Annotated in this window: 17 protein-coding genes; 10 read left to right on the forward strand and 7 right to left on the reverse strand. The window is 65.6% G+C overall.

Features of this window, described 5'->3' with window-relative positions:
• Positions 1-100: 100 nt before the first annotated feature.
• The 10 genes from GEM_RS14485 (at position 101) to GEM_RS14530 (ending at position 8,305) form a co-directional block, all read left to right on the forward strand.
• Positions 101-745, forward strand: a complete 645-nt coding sequence (locus GEM_RS14485; protein ID WP_014898140.1) for a UDP-N-acetylmuramate--alanine ligase — start codon at positions 101-103, stop codon at positions 743-745.
• 7 nt (positions 746-752) lie between these two features.
• On the forward strand, positions 753-1,316 hold the full coding sequence (locus tag GEM_RS14490; protein ID WP_014898141.1) for a TlpA family protein disulfide reductase: 564 nt from the start codon (positions 753-755) through the stop codon (positions 1,314-1,316).
• A gap of 194 nt (positions 1,317-1,510) precedes the next feature.
• Complete coding sequence (gene aroQ, locus GEM_RS14495) at positions 1,511-1,963, forward strand: type II 3-dehydroquinate dehydratase (protein WP_014898142.1); 453 nt, start codon at positions 1,511-1,513, stop codon at positions 1,961-1,963.
• Positions 1,964-2,028: 65 nt separating this feature from the next.
• A complete protein-coding gene (gene accB / locus GEM_RS14500) occupies positions 2,029-2,502 on the forward strand; it encodes an acetyl-CoA carboxylase biotin carboxyl carrier protein (protein WP_014898143.1) in 474 nt (157 codons plus the stop codon).
• An 84-nt stretch (positions 2,503-2,586) separates the two neighbouring features.
• Entirely contained in the window at positions 2,587-3,954 is a 1,368-nt protein-coding gene (gene accC / locus GEM_RS14505) for an acetyl-CoA carboxylase biotin carboxylase subunit (protein ID WP_014898144.1), read from the forward strand.
• 2 nt (positions 3,955-3,956) lie between these two features.
• A complete protein-coding gene (prmA, locus tag GEM_RS14510; RefSeq protein WP_014898145.1) occupies positions 3,957-4,859 on the forward strand; it encodes a 50S ribosomal protein L11 methyltransferase in 903 nt (300 codons plus the stop codon).
• A 45-nt stretch (positions 4,860-4,904) separates the two neighbouring features.
• Positions 4,905-6,203 carry a DUF3426 domain-containing protein gene (locus tag GEM_RS14515; RefSeq protein WP_014898146.1) on the forward strand — a complete coding sequence of 433 codons (1,299 nt, stop codon included), beginning with the start codon at positions 4,905-4,907 and terminating at the stop codon, positions 6,201-6,203.
• 72 nt (positions 6,204-6,275) lie between these two features.
• Positions 6,276-6,779, forward strand: a complete 504-nt coding sequence (gene tpx, locus GEM_RS14520; RefSeq protein ID WP_014898147.1) for a thiol peroxidase — start codon at positions 6,276-6,278, stop codon at positions 6,777-6,779.
• Positions 6,780-6,873: 94 nt separating this feature from the next.
• Positions 6,874-7,812 (forward strand): carbohydrate kinase family protein, encoded by a 939-nt coding sequence (locus GEM_RS14525; RefSeq protein WP_014898148.1) that lies wholly within the window; start codon positions 6,874-6,876, stop codon positions 7,810-7,812.
• Positions 7,813-7,831: 19 nt separating this feature from the next.
• Positions 7,832-8,305, forward strand: coding sequence for a glycine zipper 2TM domain-containing protein (locus tag GEM_RS14530; RefSeq protein WP_014898149.1), 474 nt, complete (start codon positions 7,832-7,834; stop codon positions 8,303-8,305).
• 214 nt (positions 8,306-8,519) lie between these two features.
• Here the strand turns inward: GEM_RS14530 and GEM_RS14535 are convergent, their stop codons facing one another.
• From GEM_RS14535 to GEM_RS14560, 7 genes are all read right to left on the reverse strand, one after another.
• Positions 8,520-9,275 carry a histone H1-like repetitive region-containing protein gene (locus GEM_RS14535; RefSeq protein WP_014898150.1) on the reverse strand — a complete coding sequence of 252 codons (756 nt, stop codon included), beginning with the start codon at positions 9,273-9,275 and terminating at the stop codon, positions 8,520-8,522.
• A 28-nt stretch (positions 9,276-9,303) separates the two neighbouring features.
• Entirely contained in the window at positions 9,304-9,630 is a 327-nt protein-coding gene (locus GEM_RS30020; RefSeq protein ID WP_080599407.1) for a hypothetical protein, read from the reverse strand.
• Between the two features lie 82 nt (positions 9,631-9,712).
• Positions 9,713-10,924, reverse strand: a complete 1,212-nt coding sequence (locus GEM_RS14540; protein ID WP_014898151.1) for a ribonucleotide-diphosphate reductase subunit beta — start codon at positions 10,922-10,924, stop codon at positions 9,713-9,715.
• Between the two features lie 363 nt (positions 10,925-11,287).
• Positions 11,288-14,281: a ribonucleoside-diphosphate reductase subunit alpha gene (locus GEM_RS14545; protein ID WP_014898152.1), complete on the reverse strand. Its 2,994-nt coding sequence runs from the start codon at positions 14,279-14,281 to the stop codon at positions 11,288-11,290.
• 462 nt (positions 14,282-14,743) lie between these two features.
• A complete protein-coding gene (gene ampD, locus GEM_RS14550; protein WP_014898153.1) occupies positions 14,744-15,337 on the reverse strand; it encodes a 1,6-anhydro-N-acetylmuramyl-L-alanine amidase AmpD in 594 nt (197 codons plus the stop codon).
• Positions 15,334-15,651, reverse strand: a complete 318-nt coding sequence (locus tag GEM_RS14555) for a PP0621 family protein (protein WP_014898154.1) — start codon at positions 15,649-15,651, stop codon at positions 15,334-15,336. Before GEM_RS14555 ends, ampD begins: the two co-directional genes overlap by 4 nt.
• Before the next feature lie 13 nt (positions 15,652-15,664).
• A complete protein-coding gene (locus tag GEM_RS14560) occupies positions 15,665-16,558 on the reverse strand; it encodes a cytochrome C assembly family protein (protein WP_014898155.1) in 894 nt (297 codons plus the stop codon).
• Between the last annotated feature and the right edge of the window lie 52 nt (positions 16,559-16,610).

Raw genomic sequence — 16,610 nt, forward strand, 5'->3', positions numbered from 1 at the left:
GGCAGCCCGAACGATGCGCGCGGATGCCGCCGGGCGCGGCGGGCGGCGCGCAGCCGCACCGCGTTCGGGCGCTGCGGCGATCGAGTATGATTGCCGGATCATGTCTCGCAAATCACTTGTCGACCCGCGGCGCGCCCGCGAGGAAATCGCCCAGTCCGCCGCCCGCCTGATCGCGGAGGACGGTCTCGATTACGCCGGCGCGAAGCGCAAGGCTGCGCGCCAGCTGTTCGGCGATTCGCGCGTTGCCGGCGAATGGCTGCCGGATAACGACCTGATCGAGGAAGAACTGCGCGAGTACCTCGCCTTGTTCCAGAGCGACACGCAGCCGGACGAACTTCGCCGCCTGCGCGAGATCGCGCTCGACTGGATGCGCCGGCTCGCCGAGTTCAATCCGTATGTGACGGGCGCGGTGCTCAATGGCACCGCGAACGAGCATTCGGACATCCATTTGCAGATATTCACCGACAACCCGAAGGACGTCGCGATCTACCTGCTGAACCAGAACGTCCAGTACGACGTCTCCGAGACGCGGCATTTCGCCGGTCGCGCCGACGTCGAGACGCTCAGCTTCCTGTGGCGCCCGCGGCGCGACGTGGACGCGATCGGCATACACGTCGCGCTCTACGCGAGCGACGACCTGCGCGGCGCGGTCAAGGCCGACGCACGCGGCCGGGTCGCCCGCGCGGACGCCGCCGCATTGCGCGCGCTGGTCGAGGCAGGCAAAGCCCCTTCCGAACCGGAATGATTCAACGATGATGATGAAACGCATGTTGGCGCTCGCGGTCGTCGCGGCCGCCGCCGTCGCCGGCGGGATCGCCGCCGGCCATTGGTTCCGCGTCGGCAGCGCCGACGACGGCGTCGCCGTCGCCGCACCCGCCACGCCCGCCGCACAGGGCAGCCCCGTCGACCAGTTGTGGGCCGCGTCGCTGACGGGCCTCGACGGCAAGCCGGCCACGCTGGCTTCCTTCAAGGGCCAGAAGGTCGTGGTCAATTTCTGGGCTTCGTGGTGCGGGCCGTGCGTCGAGGAAATGCCCGAGCTCGTCGCGCTGTCGCATCAATACAAGCAAAAAGGCATCCGCTTCATCGGGATCGGCGTCGATTCCGACCAGAACGTGAAGAATTTTCTGCAGAAGGTGAAGGTCGACTATCCGGTGTTCGTCAGCGGTTATGCGGGCGCCGATCTGGCCCGCAATTTCGGAAATACGGCCGGCGCACTCCCGTTTACGGTCGTCATCGACGAAACCGGCAAAATTCGCGAGACAAAATTAGGACAAATCCAACCGGCCGAGCTGAAAAAGACCCTCGACGCGTTGTGATCGCCCTGAACGGTCGCCCGCACGTTGGCGGTGATTTATGCGTCGATCGCCGCAATTTCACGTCAATTCGCCGATACTTTGGATCCGCACCGGTAATTCTTGCAGGTCCGGCGCGCACGGCCGTTCGGCAAAACTAGACAAATTTCTCTAAATAGCGCTAAAGTTCGCGCAATTCCGCAGAAATAGAAGCGACCATGACACGATTGCTGGTGCTGCACGGCCCCAACCTGAACCTTCTCGGCACCCGGGAACCGGAGGTGTACGGCCGCGTCACGCTCGCGCAGATCGATCAGGCGCTTGCCGCGCGGGCGCAGGAAGCCGGTGCCGAACTGTCGTCGTTCCAGAGCAACCATGAAGGCGCGCTCGTCGACCGCATCCAGGCCGCGCGGGAGGAACAGACCGATTTCATCCTGATCAATCCCGCCGCGTATACGCACACGAGCGTCGCGATCCGGGACGCGATCGCCGGCGTTGGCATCCCGTTCGTCGAGGTTCATCTGTCGAACGTGCACCGCCGCGAAGCGTTCAGGCATCACTCCTACTTTTCCGACCAGGCCGAAGGCGTGATCTGCGGGCTCGGCTGGAAAGGTTATCTGTACGCGCTCGAGTACGCGCTGGACAAGCTGCAAAGCACGTCGCGCGGCTGATTTCGCGATCTAGATTCAGCGCCGGTCTCACCCGGCGCTTTCACGTATTGAAAGGGGAATTCCCGATGGATCTTCGTAAGCTGAAAACTCTGATCGACCTCGTTTCCGAATCCGGCATCTCCGAGCTGGAAGTGACGGAAGGCGAAGGCAAGGTGCGCATCGTCAAGAACGCACCGCCGGTCTACGTACAGCCGACGGCTGGGTATGCCCCGCAAATCAGCGCGCCCGCTCCGTCGGCCGCGCTGCCGACCGAAGGCGCCGCCGCGCCGGCCGCAGGCGGCGCTGCCGCACCGGCCGTCCCGCAGGGCCACGTCGTGACGTCGCCGATGGTCGGCACGTTCTATCGCGCACCGTCGCCGGGCGCGGACCCGTTCGTCCAGGTCGGCGACACGGTCAAGGAAGGCCAGACGATCTGCATCATCGAAGCGATGAAGCTGCTCAACGAGATCGAGTCGGACAAAGCCGGCGTGATCAAGGAAATCCTCGTCGAGAACGGCCAGGCAGTCGAATACGGCCAGCCGCTTTTCGTGATCGGCTAAGTCCGCCGCGCGGCCTGCCGGCCGCGCGCCGCCGATGCTCGCCAGGCGCCGTTCGCGCGCCCCTCGAAGAGACGAATACTCGCTATGTTTGAAAAAATCCTCATTGCCAACCGCGGTGAAATCGCGCTACGCATCCAGCGTGCGTGCCGCGAGCTCGGCGTCAAGACGGTGGTCGTCTACTCGGAAGCCGACAAGGAAGCCAAGTACGTGCGCCTCGCGGACGAAGCCGTCTGTATCGGCCCCGCCCCGTCGAACCTGAGCTATCTGAACATGCCGGCGCTGATCAGCGCCGCGGAAGTCACCGACGCCGAGGCGATCCACCCCGGTTACGGCTTCCTGTCGGAGAACGCCGACTTCGCGGAGCGCGTCGAGCAGTCGGGCTTCACGTTCATCGGCCCGCGCCCGGAAACGATCCGCATGATGGGTGACAAGGTCACCGCGAAGCAGACCATGATCAAGACCGGCGTGCCGTGCGTGCCGGGTTCGGAAGGCGCGTTGCCGGACGATCCGAAGGAGATCGTGAAGATTGCGCGCGCGATCGGCTATCCGGTCATCATCAAGGCAGCGGGCGGCGGTGGCGGGCGCGGGATGCGCGTCGTGCACACCGAGGCCGCGCTCGTCAACGCGGTCAACATGACCCGCGAGGAAGCCGGCCGTGCGTTCGGCAACCCGCAGGTGTACATGGAGAAGTTCCTCGAGAACCCGCGCCACATCGAAATCCAGGTGCTGTCGGACGCGCACAAGAACGCGATCTGGCTCGGCGAACGCGACTGCTCGATGCAGCGCCGTCACCAGAAGGTGATCGAGGAAGCGCCGGCACCCGGCATTCCGCGCCGCCTGATCGAGCGCATCGGCGACCGCTGCGCCGACGCATGCAAGAAGATGGGCTACCTCGGCGCGGGCACGTTCGAATTCCTGTACGAGAACAACGAGTTCTACTTCATCGAGATGAACACGCGCGTGCAGGTCGAGCATCCGGTATCGGAGCTGATCACGGGCGTCGACATCGTGCAGGAACAGATCCGCATCGCGGCCGGCGAGAAGCTCACGCTGCGCCAGCGCGACATCCAGTTCCGCGGACATGCGATCGAATGCCGGATCAACGCCGAAGATCCGTTCAAGTTCACGCCGTCGCCGGGCCGGATCACGTCGTGGCATACGCCGGGCGGCCCCGGCGTGCGCGTCGACTCGCATGCGTACAATGGCTATTTCGTGCCGCCGAACTATGATTCGATGATCGGCAAGCTGATCACCTACGGCGCGACCCGCGAGCAGGCGATCAGCCGGATGCGCATCGCGCTGTCGGAAATGGTGGTCGAAGGCATCCAGACCAACATCCCGCTGCACCGCGAGCTGATGATCGACTCGAAGTTCGTCGAAGGCGGCACCAGCATCCACTACCTCGAAAACCGGCTCGCACAGAAGCAGCAGGTCGCACCGGAAGAAGCGTAAGCATGAGTTACCGCGAACTCGTCGTCGAACTGGCCCGTGAGCATGCGGAGGCGCTGTCCGACGCGCTGCTCGAACTCGGCGCGCTGTCGGTGTCCGTCGAGGACGCCGACGCCGACACGCCTGACGAACAGCCGCTCTTCGGCGAGCCGGGCCTCGTGCCGGACCGCACCGCGTGGCAGCACTCGCGCGTGGTCGCGCTGCTGTCGCCCGATCACGAACCGGCCGTGCTGCTCGCGGCGGCCGCGAACGAGATCGGCATCGCCGAGACGCCCAGGTTCGACGTGCGCGAAGTCGAGGAACAGGACTGGGTGCGGCTCACGCAGTCGCAATTCGAGCCGATCCCGATCGGCGAGCGGATCTGGGTCGTGCCGTCGTGGCACGACGCGCCCGATCCCGACGCGCTGATCCTCGAACTCGACCCCGGTCTCGCATTCGGTACCGGCAGCCACCCCACCACGCGTCTGTGCATGGAATGGCTCGAGCAGTCGGTAAAGCCCGGCCAGTCGGTGCTCGACTACGGCTGCGGCTCCGGCATTCTCGCGATCCTCGCGAAGAAATGCGGGGCGAACCCCGTGGTCGGTATCGACATCGATCCGCAGGCGGTCGAATCGGCGCGGCAGAACAGCGAGCGCAACCACGCGGAAGTCACGTACGGGCTGCCCGATGCGTGCCCGGCCGACGAATTCGACATCGTCGTCGCGAACATCCTGTCGAATCCGCTGAAGCTGATGGCATCGATGCTCGCGTCGAAGGTGAAGCCGGGCGGGCGCATCGCGCTGTCGGGCGTGCTCGCGCGCCAGGCGGACGAAGTCGCGGCCGTCTATGCGCGCTACGTCGACATCTCGGTCTGGCGCGAACACGAAGGTTGGGTATGCCTCGCCGGAACCCGGCGGGAAAGCCATTAGAATAGCGCTGTCCTTCACTCTGGCCAGCAGGCCGCCCGGCTCGACATGCTTCTTGCGACGCGCTGCCCTCATTGCGAAACCGTCTTCCGGCTGCAGCAGGAACAGCTCTCGCTGCATGACGGGCTCGTGCGCTGCGGACACTGCCAGCAGGTCTTCAACGCGTCGCAGTCGCTCGTTCCCGAACTCGCGCAGCAGCCCGAGCCGACGCTGACCGAGACGGCCGCCGCCCCGCAACACGAGGGCGCGCCGGCCCGGCTCTTCACCGCCGACCTGCCGGCCACGCCGGCGTCCGATGCCGACTACAAGCCCGAAGGGTGGGACATGTGGGCGCCGTGGCTCGACGCCGGCGTCGATCCGTCCCTGCAGCACAACGTGCAGACCGTGCGCACCGAGCCGCTGGTGCCGCTGGCGCTGCCGGCCACGGAGGCTGGCGTCGTTCACCTGTCCGGCACACCCGCGCCGATCGCATCCGCCCCGGCCGAGCTGCACGCTACCGCCGCGCAACCGGCCGAACCGGAAGCGACACCGCACGAAACCGACGCATCAGCCACGCCGCCCGCCGAACGCGACCTGCGCGAACCGCGCTTCGTCGCGCACACGCCAGCGAGCGAAGAAGCCGCTGTCGATGGCGCCGAACCGGTCGGCAACGCGCGCTTCGCCGTGCCTGATGACGATCACGCGCCACGCGAACCGCGCTTCGCATTCGCGCCGGCGCAAGCCGCATCCGAACCCGACACCGAGGAACGCGCCCCCGCACCGGCCGCGGCCGCCAGCGAACCCGCCGCACCATTCCCTGCCGCACTCACCGATGACGACCGCCCGCACTTCGCCGTCACGCGCGAGGCGCGCGAACCGCAGCGGCGCGGGTTGCTCGGCGGCTTTTTCGGCGGCCTCGTCGCCGCCGCGCTCGCGGCGCTGCTCGTCGCGCAACTCGCGTGGTGGCAGCGCGAAACCGTGATGATCTACTGGCCCGTCACGCAGGGCTGGTTCCGGCACGCATGCGCGCCGCTCGGCTGCACGGTCACGCCGCCGCGTGCGATCGACGGCCTGCGGCTCGACGCGACCGATCTGCGCCAGCTCGACGGCCCGCGCGTACTGGAACTGAAGGTGCCGCTGACGAACCGTTACCGCGTCGCGCTTGCCTACCCGTCGCTCGAGCTGACGCTGCTCGACGACACGAATCACGTGACCGTGCGCCGCGTGCTCGCGCCGCGCGACTACGTGCGCCCGGGCACGCCGATCGACGCCGGGCTGCCGCCCGGCACGACGCAGACGATGGTCGTGCGTCTCGAGACCAACGGCACGCCCGCCTCGAATTTCCGCGTCCAGATCTTCTATCCGTGACGCACCGCGGCGCGCGCATGCGCGCCGTCTCAACCCGCGCGCCCGAGCGGCGCGCTATTTCGGAGCACGAACATGAGCAAAGTTACGCTGGGTGGCAACCCGATCGATCTCGCCGGCACGTTCCCGGCCGTCGGCTCGCAAGCCCCCGACTTCACGCTGGTCGGCAAGGACCTTGCCGATCTGTCGCTCGCCAGCTTCGCCGGCAAGCGCAAGGTGCTGAACATCGTCCCGAGCCTCGACACGCCGACCTGCGCGACGTCGACCCGCAAGTTCAACGAAGCCGCGTCGTCGCTCGACAACACGGTCGTGGTCGTCGTGTCCGGCGACCTGCCGTTCGCCGCCACGCGCTTCTGCACGACCGAAGGCCTCGCGAACGTCGTGACGGCTTCGACGTTCCGCGGCGCCCGCGCATTCGCGAACGCGTACGGTGTCGACGTGACGAGCGGCCCGCTGAACGGCCTGACGGCCCGCGCGGTCGTCGTGCTCGACGCGCAGGACAAGGTGATCCACGCGGAACTCGTCGGCGAGATCAAGGACGAGCCGAACTACGACGCAGCGCTCGCCGCACTGAAGTAACCCGCTGGCGCCCGGCCCTGCCGCGCGAGGCCCGACGGTCTCCGCGCGCCGGCCGGGCGGCCGCCTCCCTTTGCTCTCTACAGGAACGCACGCCTTGACTACGCTGATTTGCGGCTCGCTCGCCTACGACAACATCATGACCTTCGAAGGCCGGTTTCGCGAGCACATCCTGCCCGACCAGGTTCACCTTCTGAACGTGAGCTTCCTCGTGCCGACGATGCGTCGCGAATTCGGCGGTTGCGCGGGGAACATCGCTTACGCGCTGCACATGCTCGGCGGCGACGCGCGCATCATGGCGACGGTCGGCGCGAACGACGCCGACCGCTATCTCGAGCGTCTCGACAGCCTCGGCCTGTCGAAGGCCAGTGTATGCGTGGTGCCCGAATCGCACACCGCGCAGGCGATGATCACGACCGATCTCGACAACAACCAGATCACCGCATTCCACCCCGGCGCGATGATGCAGTCGCACCTGAACCGCGCGGACGAAGTGCCGGGCGTGAAGCTCGGCATCGTTGCGCCGGACGGCTTCGACGGGATGGTCCAGCACGCCGAGCAATTCGCGAAGGCCGGCATCCCGTTCATCTTCGATCCCGGCCAGGGTCTGCCGCTGTTCGACGGTGCGACGCTGCGCCGCATCATTGAACTCGCGACCTTCGTCGCGGTCAACGATTACGAGGGCAAACTCGTCAGCGACAAGACGGGCTGGTCCGAACAGGAAATCGCCAGCCGGGTTCAGGCGTTGATCATCACGCGCGGCGAGCACGGTTCGACCATTCTTCACAAAAACGGCGAAGAACAGATTCCGGTCGTGCAGGCAGAACGTGTCGTCGATCCGACCGGCTGCGGCGACGCCTTCCGGGGCGGCCTGCTGTACGGCATCGAGAATGGCCTCGACTGGGCAACCACGGGCCGCCTCGCGAGCCTGATGGGCTCGATCAAGATCGCCCATCAGGGGCCCCAGACTTACGCACTGACGCGCGCCGATATCGATGCGCGCTTCGAGGCTGCCTTCGGTTACAGTCTCAAATGAATATTGTGGGAGAGCACAGATGTTGACCAACAAAACCCTCACGCTCGCGGCCATGCTGACGGCCACGCTGACGCTCGCCGGCTGCTTCACCGCGCCGGGCTCGGCGGATGTCTATAGCGTCGGCCAGGCGCAGCGCGAACAGACGGTGCGCATGGGCACCGTCGAAAGCGTCCGTGCAGTGCGCATCCAGTCCGACGGCGGCGGCAGCGCGATCGGCACGCTCGGCGGCGGTGCGATCGGCGCGGTCGCGGGCAGCGCGATCGGCGGTGGCAAGGGATCGATCCTGACGGCCATCGCGGGCGGTCTCGTCGGCGCGGTCGCAGGCAATGCGGTCGGCGAAAACCTCAGCACGGCGAACGGTGTCGAAATCACCGTGCGCCTCGACAACGGCGACCTGCGCTCGATCACGCAGGCGGCAAGCGGCGAAATGTTCCGCGCCGGCGAGCGTGTACGACTGCTGTCGAGCGGCGGCGTCACGCGCGTCACGCACTAACCTGCATCCTCAGCACGCGGCGCAAGCCGCGGTCAAACGCATGTGCGAAGCTGCACATGCGTTTTTTTTCGTCCGGGCTCGCCGCCGGCCGGCACCTGGATGAATCCGGACAAAAAAAATCCCGCCACCTGAGCCAGATGGCGGGATCGATTGAGTCGCGCTACTCAACCCGCGGACACCACGTGAGTGTCCGGGTAGTACGGGTCAGCCGCGATTACGGACGGCTGCCGGTCGGGAACGGCCATGCCGCTGCCGGGTTGAGCGCGGTCTTCACGCCCGATGCCGGCGCAACCGATGCGGTCGACGCGGTGGTTGCCGGTGCGGCCTTCTTCACGACGGCCTTCTTCGGAGCAGCAGCCTTCTTGGGAGCAGCAGCCTTCTTCGGAGCAGCAGCAGCCTTCGGAGCAGCCGCCGGCTTCGCCGGTGCAGCAGCCGGCTTCGCAGGAGCAGCAGCCTTCTTGGCGGCAGGCGCAGCCTTCTTCGCAGCAGCCTTCTTCGCGGGCGCAGCCTTCTTCGCAGCAGGCGCAGCCTTCTTCGCAGCGGGCGCAGCCTTCTTCGCAGCAGCCTTCTTCGCCGGCGCGGCCTTCTTGGCAGCAGCCTTCTTCGCCGGTGCTGCCTTCTTCGCAGCAACCTTCTTCACTGCGACCTTCTTGGCTGCAACCTTCTTCGCAGCGGCCTTCTTCGCCGGTGCTGCCTTCTTCGCAGCAACCTTCTTCACCGCGACCTTCTTGGCTGCAACCTTCTTCGCAGCGACCTTCTTCGCCGGTGCTGCCTTCTTCGCAGCAACCTTCTTCACCGCGGCCTTCTTCGCCGGTGCTGCCTTCTTCGCGGCAACCTTCTTCACCGCGACCTTCTTCGCAGCAACCTTCTTCACTGCAGCGGCCTTCTTCGCCGGAGCAGCAGCCTTCTTGGCAACGGTCTTCTTGGCAGCAACCTTCTTAGCAGCCGGTTTTTTCTTGGCAGTAGCCATGTTGTTCTCCTTCAGGTTCAGATGAGAGTCAGTTCAAACTACACCCTTCGTCAAAACCCGCTTCCCGCGGACGCTGTTCAGGACGTGCGCTTCGAAGCGGGCTATTCATCGGCGTACGCGGATACCACGCGCTTACGCTAATGAATACGGTATGGCGCGCGTGACCCCATGGCCTCGCGCGCCAAATCAAGTCGGTAGCCGGCGCACCTCGCACCGCCACCCCTAATCGCTTGATCAAGCGGACCGCCACACGGCCGTCCGCTTTTTCCGGAGGGAAGTTTGCCCATCCCACTGAAGGGTTCGCAAAGTGCCGATCATGTCGTTGGGCCGTTAAGGCACCGGGCATACTTTGCATCAGGCGTTCTTGCTCCTAAACCTTGGGCCGGGGCCGAGAGGCCGCCGGCTGCTCCATCATGTGACGGGTTCGCTGCTGCGGGTTATTCCCAGGACAGCGCGCCGCCCGTCTGATACTCGATCACACGCGTCTCGAAGAAGTTGCGTTCCTTCTTCAGGTCGATCATCTCGCTCATCCACGGGAACGGGTTTTCCTCGTTCGGGTACAGCGGGTCGAGGCCGATCTGCTGGCAACGGCGGTTGCTGATGAAGCGCAGATAGCTCTTGAACATCGACGCGTTCAGGCCCAGCACGCCGCGCGGCATCGTGTCCTCGGCGTAGCGGTATTCGAGTTCGACAGCCTGCTTGAACAGCTCGCGAATCTCCGCGCGGAATTCCGCGGTCCAGAGATGCGGATTCTCGAGCTTGATCTGGTTGATCAGGTCGATGCCGAAATTGCAGTGCATCGACTCGTCGCGCAGGATGTACTGATATTGCTCTGCAGCACCCGTCATCTTGTTCTGGCGGCCGAGCGCGAGGATCTGCGTGAAGCCCACATAGAAGAACAGGCCTTCCATGATGCAGGCGAACACGATCAGCGACTTCAGCAGCTTCTGATCCGCTTCGAGCGTGCCGGTCTTGAAGGCCGGATCCGTCAGCGTGTGGATGAACGGAATCAGGAATTCGTCCTTCGCGCGGATCGACGTGACCTCGTGGTACGCGTTGAAGATCTCGCCTTCATCGAGACCGAGCGATTCGACAATGTATTGGTACGCGTGCGTGTGGATCGCTTCCTCGAACGCCTGGCGCAGCAGGAACTGCCGGCACTCGGGCGCCGTGATGTGGCGGTACGTGCCGAGCACGATGTTGTTCGCCGCGAGCGAATCGGCCGTCACGAAGAAGCCGAGGTTGCGCTTCACGATGCGGCGCTCGTCCTCGGTCAGACCGTTCGGGTCCTTCCACAGTGCGATGTCGCGGGACATGTTGATTTCCTGCGGCATCCAGTGGTTCGCGCAACCGGCCAGATACTTTTCCCACGCCCACTTGTACTTGAACGGCACCAGCTGATTCACGTCAGTCTGGCCGTTGATGATGCGCTTGTCGGCGACATTGACCCGCGCTTCCGAACCGCCGGCGGGAACAGCCGATGCTTGCGGCGGCACCGCAAGATCGCCTTCGAAAATGTCACGGACCTGATGGGCGGCAGGCGTTGCAGCCTGCATTCCGACAGCCATCCCGGCGGAGGTGCGCATCGCGTTTTGCTGCGCTCCGCTCGCGGGGGTTACGGCAGTCTTCTCGTCATCCCAGTTGAGCATAAATTCTCACCATCAATTTAGAACGGTTTGTACCATCTTTTCCTGAGCGATAAAAGGGTTCGCTCACGAAAAATCCTTTTTTCGATTCGCGTTGCGACCTCGATACAACACTTTGAGCAACGCATCGTCGTTCATGCAGAGCGCGACGCGTGTCGCACATGTATCGCGAGGTGCGCTCGACGCATCGAACGCTGATCGAAACGCGACGTCGTCGGGGAAGTTTCGATCGCTTGTCACTGCCTGCAACGCGAGTGCCGCGTTACAGATTCCTTATCATTTTTTTAGTTGAGAGCGGCGCACACTTCAACCTCGATCGGTTGTCGTGCGCGCCGCCCGAACCTTCTTCAGGTCATGCGCGCCGCGTTACTGGCAGGCTTCGCACTCGTCGAAGCCAGGATCGCCCGGACGCATCGTGCACACCGGACCGTCTGCTTCGACCGGCGCCAGCGCCGCTGCCGCATTGACCGCGCCCGACGATGCATCGCCGCCCGCTGCACCGAAGCCGCCTGCCGCGCCTTGTGCGCCGCCGCTGCTCGAGCCACCGCTCGTCGGCACTGCGTTCAGCGCGCCGTGTGCGACCGTCGACTTCTCGACGTGCGTCGCCGCCATCGTGCGGAGGTAGTAGGTCGTCTTCAGACCACGCAGCCATGCGAGCTTGTAGACCTCGTCGAGCTTCTTGCCCGACGCGCCGCCCATGTAGATGTTCAGCGACTGCGCCTGGTCGATCCACTTCTGGCGACGCGATGCTGCTTCGACCAGCCACGTCGGGTCGACCTCGAACGCCGTCGCGTAAATCGCGCGCAGGTCGGCCGGGATGCGGTCGATGCGCGACAGCATGCCGTCGAAGTACTTCAGGTCGGCGACCATCACTTCGTCCCACAGGCCGCGCTCCTTCAGGTCGCGAACCAGGTACTCGTTCACCACCGTGAATTCGCCCGACAGGTTCGACTTCACGTACAGGTTCTGGAAGGTCGGCTCGATGCACGCCGACACGCCGATGATGTTCGAGATCGTCGCCGTCGGCGCGATCGCGACGCAGTTCGAGTTGCGCATGCCGTGTGCGGCGATCCGCGAACGCAGCGACGTCCAGTCGAGCGCCTCGGACGTGTCGACCTCGACGTAGCCGCCGCGCGCTTCCGTCAGCAGCTTCAGCGTGTCCTGCGGGAGGATGCCGCGATCCCACAGCGAACCGCGGTAGCTCGAGTAGCGGCCGCGCTCTTCGGCCAGCTCGGTCGACGCGTAGTACGCGTAGTAGCAGACCGCTTCCATCGAGCGATCGGCGAACTCGACTGCCGCTTCCGACGCGTACGGCGTGCGCAGCAGGTGCAGGCAGTCCTGGAAGCCCATGATGCCCATGCCGACCGGACGGTGCTTCAGGTTCGAGTTACGCGCCTTCGGCACCGCGTAGTAGTTGATGTCGATCACGTTGTCGAGCATCCGCATCGCGACGCGGATCGTACGCTGCAGCTTGTCGTGGTCGAGCGCGTAGCTGCCGTCGGCCTGCTTCACCAGGTGGGCGACGAGGTTCACCGAGCCGAGGTTGCACACCGCGATTTCGGTGTCGCTCGTGTTCAGCGTGATTTCCGTGCACAGGTTCGACGAGTGGACGACGCCGACGTGCTGCTGCGGCGAGCGCACGTTGCACGGATCCTTGAACGTGATCCACGGGTGGCCCGTTTCGAACAGCATGCCGAGCATCTTGCGCCAGAGCTGCTGCGCCGGAATCTTCTTGAACAGCTTGATCTCGCCGCGCGCGACCTTGTCTTCGTAAGCCGTGTAAGCCGCCTCGAACTCCGCGCCGAACTTGTCGTGCAGGTCCGGGCAGGTCGACGGCGAGAACAGCGTCCAGTCGGCACCTTCCATCACGCGCTTCATGAACAGGTCGGGAATCCAGTTCGCCGTGTTCATGTCGTGGGTGCGGCGGCGATCGTCGCCGGTGTTCTTGCGCAGCTCGAGGAACTCCTCGATGTCGAGGTGCCAGGATTCGAGGTACGCGCACACCGCGCCCTTGCGCTTGCCGCCCTGGTTGACCGCGACGGCCGTGTCGTTGACGACCTTCAGGAACGGGACCACGCCTTGCGACTTGCCGTTCGTGCCCTTGATATGCGAGCCGAGTGCACGCACACGCGTCCAGTCGTTGCCGAGACCGCCGGCGAACTTCGACAGCAGCGCGTTTTCCTTCAGCGCTTCATAGATGCCGTCGAGGTCGTCCGCGACCGTCGTCAGGTAGCACGACGACAGCTGCGAGCGGTGGGTACCCGAGTTGAACAGCGTCGGCGTCGAGCTCATGAAGTCGAAGCTCGACAGCACGTTGTAGAACTCGATCGCGCGCGTCTCGCGGTCGATCTCGTTCAGCGACAGGCCCATTGCGACGCGCATGAAGAATGCCTGCGGCATTTCGATGCGGCTGCCTTCGACATGCAGGAAGTAGCGGTCGTACAGCGTCTGCAGGCCGAGATAGCCGAACTGCAGGTCGCGGTTCGCGTCGAGCGCTTCGCCGAGGCGCGTCAGGTCGAACTGCAGCAGCTTGTCGTCGAGCAGGCCGGCGTCGACGCCGCGCTTCAGGAACTGCGGGAAGTATTCCGCGTAGCGGGCCGACATCTCCGACTGGACCACTTCCTCGCCGAGGATCTCGCGACGGATCGTGTGGAGCAGGATGCGGGACGTGACCTGGCTGTACGCCGGGTCCTTCTCGATCATCGTGCGCGCAGCAAGGATCGCCGAGTCGTAGACCTGGCTCATCGGCACGCCGTCGTACAGGTTCTTCACCGTTTCCGCGACGATCGGGTCAGGGTTAACCGCAGCGCCGAGACCGTCGCATGCCGACACGATCAGCGCGCGCAGTGCGTTCAGGTCGAGCGGACGCGTGATGCCGTTGTCGACGACGTTGATGCCGGTGTTCGACTCGCCGCCCGCTGCCGCTGCTTCCTCGCCCGCATGCTGGCGCTCGAGGTGACGCTTCTCGCGATACAGCACGTACGCACGTGCGACGTTGTGCTCGCCGCCGCGCATCAGCGCGAGTTCGACCTGGTCCTGGATGTCTTCGATATGGAACGTACCGCCGTTCGGACGGCTGCGCACGAGCGCGCGCACGACGTTGTGCGTCAGCTGCTCGACGAGTTCACGTACGCGCGCCGATGCCGCGCCCTGCCCGCCGTTGACGGCCAGGAAAGCCTTGGTCACCGCGATCGCGATCTTCGAAGGCTCGAACGACACTACGCTGCCGTTGCGGCGGATCACCTTGTAGTCGGCGAACGTGGCCTGCGGCGCGAGCGCCTGCGCGCCCTGTTCGGTCCCGCCGAGCGGACGGCTCGAGGCGCTCTCGTACGGGGACGTCGCGTTGTCGGTGGTTTGCATGTGCAAAGCTCCTGGTGTTGGATGGTGCGGAGAGAACCGCGGATTAAAACGAACGCTGCGCAATGCGGTGCGCGAGCGGTAAGAGGCGAGCGATGCGTCGGGGAAGCCGGTTCGGTCGATGCGCGACAACCGATCCGGTCGTGTGCTTCGTCATGTGTACCTGCCCCGTCGAAGTTCGCTGCGCTTGATCGCGACGCCCGGACCGCCCGGCCTGGCGCGCCGCCCTGAGAACCCTGTCCGCCGGCGTTGCCCGCCGGCCGGTGCCGCTCGGGCTTCCCCTGCGACACACACTATATCTAGTGCAGAACCGCTCAACTGGCACCAAGTATAGTGGACATTCGGACGAGGTCAAAACGGATAATTTGCGCTGGAGGTATTGACATCACCCCCGCCCCGCGCAGGCGCAGACGCGACAAGGCATTGGTCGGAAAAAAAAATTTCGCCGGCTCAAAAACCCTGCGCTCAGTGCTGACGGAAAGGAAAGTATTCGGCGGAAAAGCCGGCATCGCCCGCGAAGCGTTGCCAATCGAAATGCGGCCCGGGGTCGGTCTTGCGGCCCGGCGCGACGTCCGAGTGCCCGGCAACGGCATCGATCGGGTAGCGCGCGGCGAGCGTGCGCGTGAGCCTGCCGAGCGTCGCGTACTGCGCGGCGTCGAACGGCACGTCGTCCGCGCCTTCGAGCTCGATGCCGATCGAGAAGTCGTTGCAACGCGGCCGGCCGCGGAACTCGGACGCACCCGCATGCCATGCGCGCTCGTCGCACGACACGAACTGCACGAGCTCGCCGTCGCGGCGGATCAGGAAGTGCGCGGACACGCGCACGCCGCGCAGGTGGCTCTGGTAATAGGGGTGCGCATCACAATCGAGACGGTTCAGGAACAGCGCTTCGATCGCGTCGCCGCCGAACTCGCCGGGCGGCAGGCTGATGTTGTGGACAACGACGAGCGTCGGCACCGCAGCCGCGGGCCGCGCCTCGAAATTCGGCGACGGCGCATGGCGCGCTTCGCGCACCCAGCCGTTCACGTCGACCGACAGCAACGTGGGTGCGCCGCTCATCGTGCGTCGTGGCCGCTCGCGCGTGCGCCGTGACGCTGCGCATGCTCGACGCTGCAGAAGTACTCGCCGCCGGCAGCGATCGCGTCGCCCTTCGGCGCATGCACGCCGCATTCGGCGCAGCGCACCATCGGTTCGGGCAGCGACCGCGCGTCGCCGTTCGGGTGTGCCGCGCCGGCGCCGCCGTGACCGGGCGCACCGTCGTGGCCGGCGCCGCGGCCGGTGCGCGCCTGCGCGTGCTCCTGGGCCTGGCGCAGCTTGCGCGCGGCCCACGAACCCACGAAGAAAAGGAGAATCAGGAGAAGAATCTGTCGCATCGGAAACCTGCGTTCAAACCACGGAGCGGTGCAGCAGCACCTCTAAAACAAACCGGCTGCCGACATACGCGAGCAGCAGCGCGACGAACGACACAAGCACCCAGCGCGCCGCGCCGCGCCCGCGCCAGCCCGACGTCTTGTGGGCGACCAGCAGGCCGCCGAACATCAGCCACGACAGCACCGCGAACACGGTCTTGTGGTCGAGCCGCAGCGCGCGCGCCTCGACCTGTTCGCTGAACAGGATCCCCGACGCGAGCGTCAGCGTGAGCAGCACGAAGCCGGCGCCGATCAGGCGGAACAGCAGCTTCTCGAGCGTGAGGAGCGGCGGCAGCGTTTCGAGCCAGCTCGCGATCCAGCCGGTCGAGCCGTCGCGCCCGCCGCTCCGCAGCGACTGCAGGCGCCGCTCGACCATCAGCATCAGGACCGCGTGCAGCGCGGCGATCGCAAAGAGGCCGTACGCGATGTTCGCGATCAGGAAGTGCATCTTGAACAGCGGGGCTGCGGCATATGGCAGCACCCGCACGCCGCCGAACCCGAGCGGCAGCAGCGACGCGCCGCACGCGAGCGGCAGCACCAGCAGGCGCAGGCTGTCGAGCGGGAAGAAGAAGCTCTCGATCCAGTAGATGCCGGCGCCGAGCCAGAACATCGCGGACAGCGCGAACGCGAAGCCGAAGATCATCGCGTCGTGCGGGAAGATCGTCATGTGGAGCAGCACGCCGTGCGCCACGAGCGCCGCGAACAGCAGCGCGCGGCCGGCCCCGCTCATCCCCGACGCGGCGGACGCCGGAACCGGCACGGCCGGCACGCTCGCGACGAGCGGCGCCGCGCCCTGACGGTGCGTGCGCCAGCCTGCGACGGCGAGGCCGCCGTACAGGAATGCAGTGAGGGCATACAGTACAATATCCATGTTCGAAGTTTACACTAGGCCCCCTTCCCGCGACGGCTCCCTTTGTTCAGTT

The organism is Burkholderia cepacia GG4 (assembly GCF_000292915.1).
GTDB classification, from domain to species: domain Bacteria; phylum Pseudomonadota; class Gammaproteobacteria; order Burkholderiales; family Burkholderiaceae; genus Burkholderia; species Burkholderia cepacia_D.

Bases quoted from the DNA above. Each gene is read 5' to 3' on its own strand.
- accC (WP_014898144.1), top strand. From the start codon at position 2,587: ATGTTTGAAAAAATCCTCATTGCCAACCGCGGTGAAATCGCGCTACGC.
- GEM_RS14560 (WP_014898155.1), bottom strand. From the start codon at position 16,558: ATGGATATTGTACTGTATGCCCTCACTGCATTCCTGTACGGCGGCCTC.
- GEM_RS14485 (WP_014898140.1), top strand. From the start codon at position 101: ATGTCTCGCAAATCACTTGTCGACCCGCGGCGCGCCCGCGAGGAAATC.
- GEM_RS14555 (WP_014898154.1), bottom strand. From the start codon at position 15,651: ATGCGACAGATTCTTCTCCTGATTCTCCTTTTCTTCGTGGGTTCGTGG.
- GEM_RS14535 (WP_014898150.1), bottom strand. From the start codon at position 9,275: ATGGCTACTGCCAAGAAAAAACCGGCTGCTAAGAAGGTTGCTGCCAAG.
- prmA (WP_014898145.1), top strand. From the start codon at position 3,957: ATGAGTTACCGCGAACTCGTCGTCGAACTGGCCCGTGAGCATGCGGAG.
- GEM_RS14515 (WP_014898146.1), top strand. From the start codon at position 4,905: ATGCTTCTTGCGACGCGCTGCCCTCATTGCGAAACCGTCTTCCGGCTG.
- tpx (WP_014898147.1), top strand. From the start codon at position 6,276: ATGAGCAAAGTTACGCTGGGTGGCAACCCGATCGATCTCGCCGGCACG.
- aroQ (WP_014898142.1), top strand. From the start codon at position 1,511: ATGACACGATTGCTGGTGCTGCACGGCCCCAACCTGAACCTTCTCGGC.
- ampD (WP_014898153.1), bottom strand. From the start codon at position 15,337: ATGAGCGGCGCACCCACGTTGCTGTCGGTCGACGTGAACGGCTGGGTG.
- GEM_RS14545 (WP_014898152.1), bottom strand. From the start codon at position 14,281: ATGCAAACCACCGACAACGCGACGTCCCCGTACGAGAGCGCCTCGAGC.
- accB (WP_014898143.1), top strand. From the start codon at position 2,029: ATGGATCTTCGTAAGCTGAAAACTCTGATCGACCTCGTTTCCGAATCC.
- GEM_RS14490 (WP_014898141.1), top strand. From the start codon at position 753: ATGATGATGAAACGCATGTTGGCGCTCGCGGTCGTCGCGGCCGCCGCC.
- GEM_RS14540 (WP_014898151.1), bottom strand. From the start codon at position 10,924: ATGCTCAACTGGGATGACGAGAAGACTGCCGTAACCCCCGCGAGCGGA.
- GEM_RS30020 (WP_080599407.1), bottom strand. From the start codon at position 9,630: ATGCAAAGTATGCCCGGTGCCTTAACGGCCCAACGACATGATCGGCAC.
- GEM_RS14530 (WP_014898149.1), top strand. From the start codon at position 7,832: ATGTTGACCAACAAAACCCTCACGCTCGCGGCCATGCTGACGGCCACG.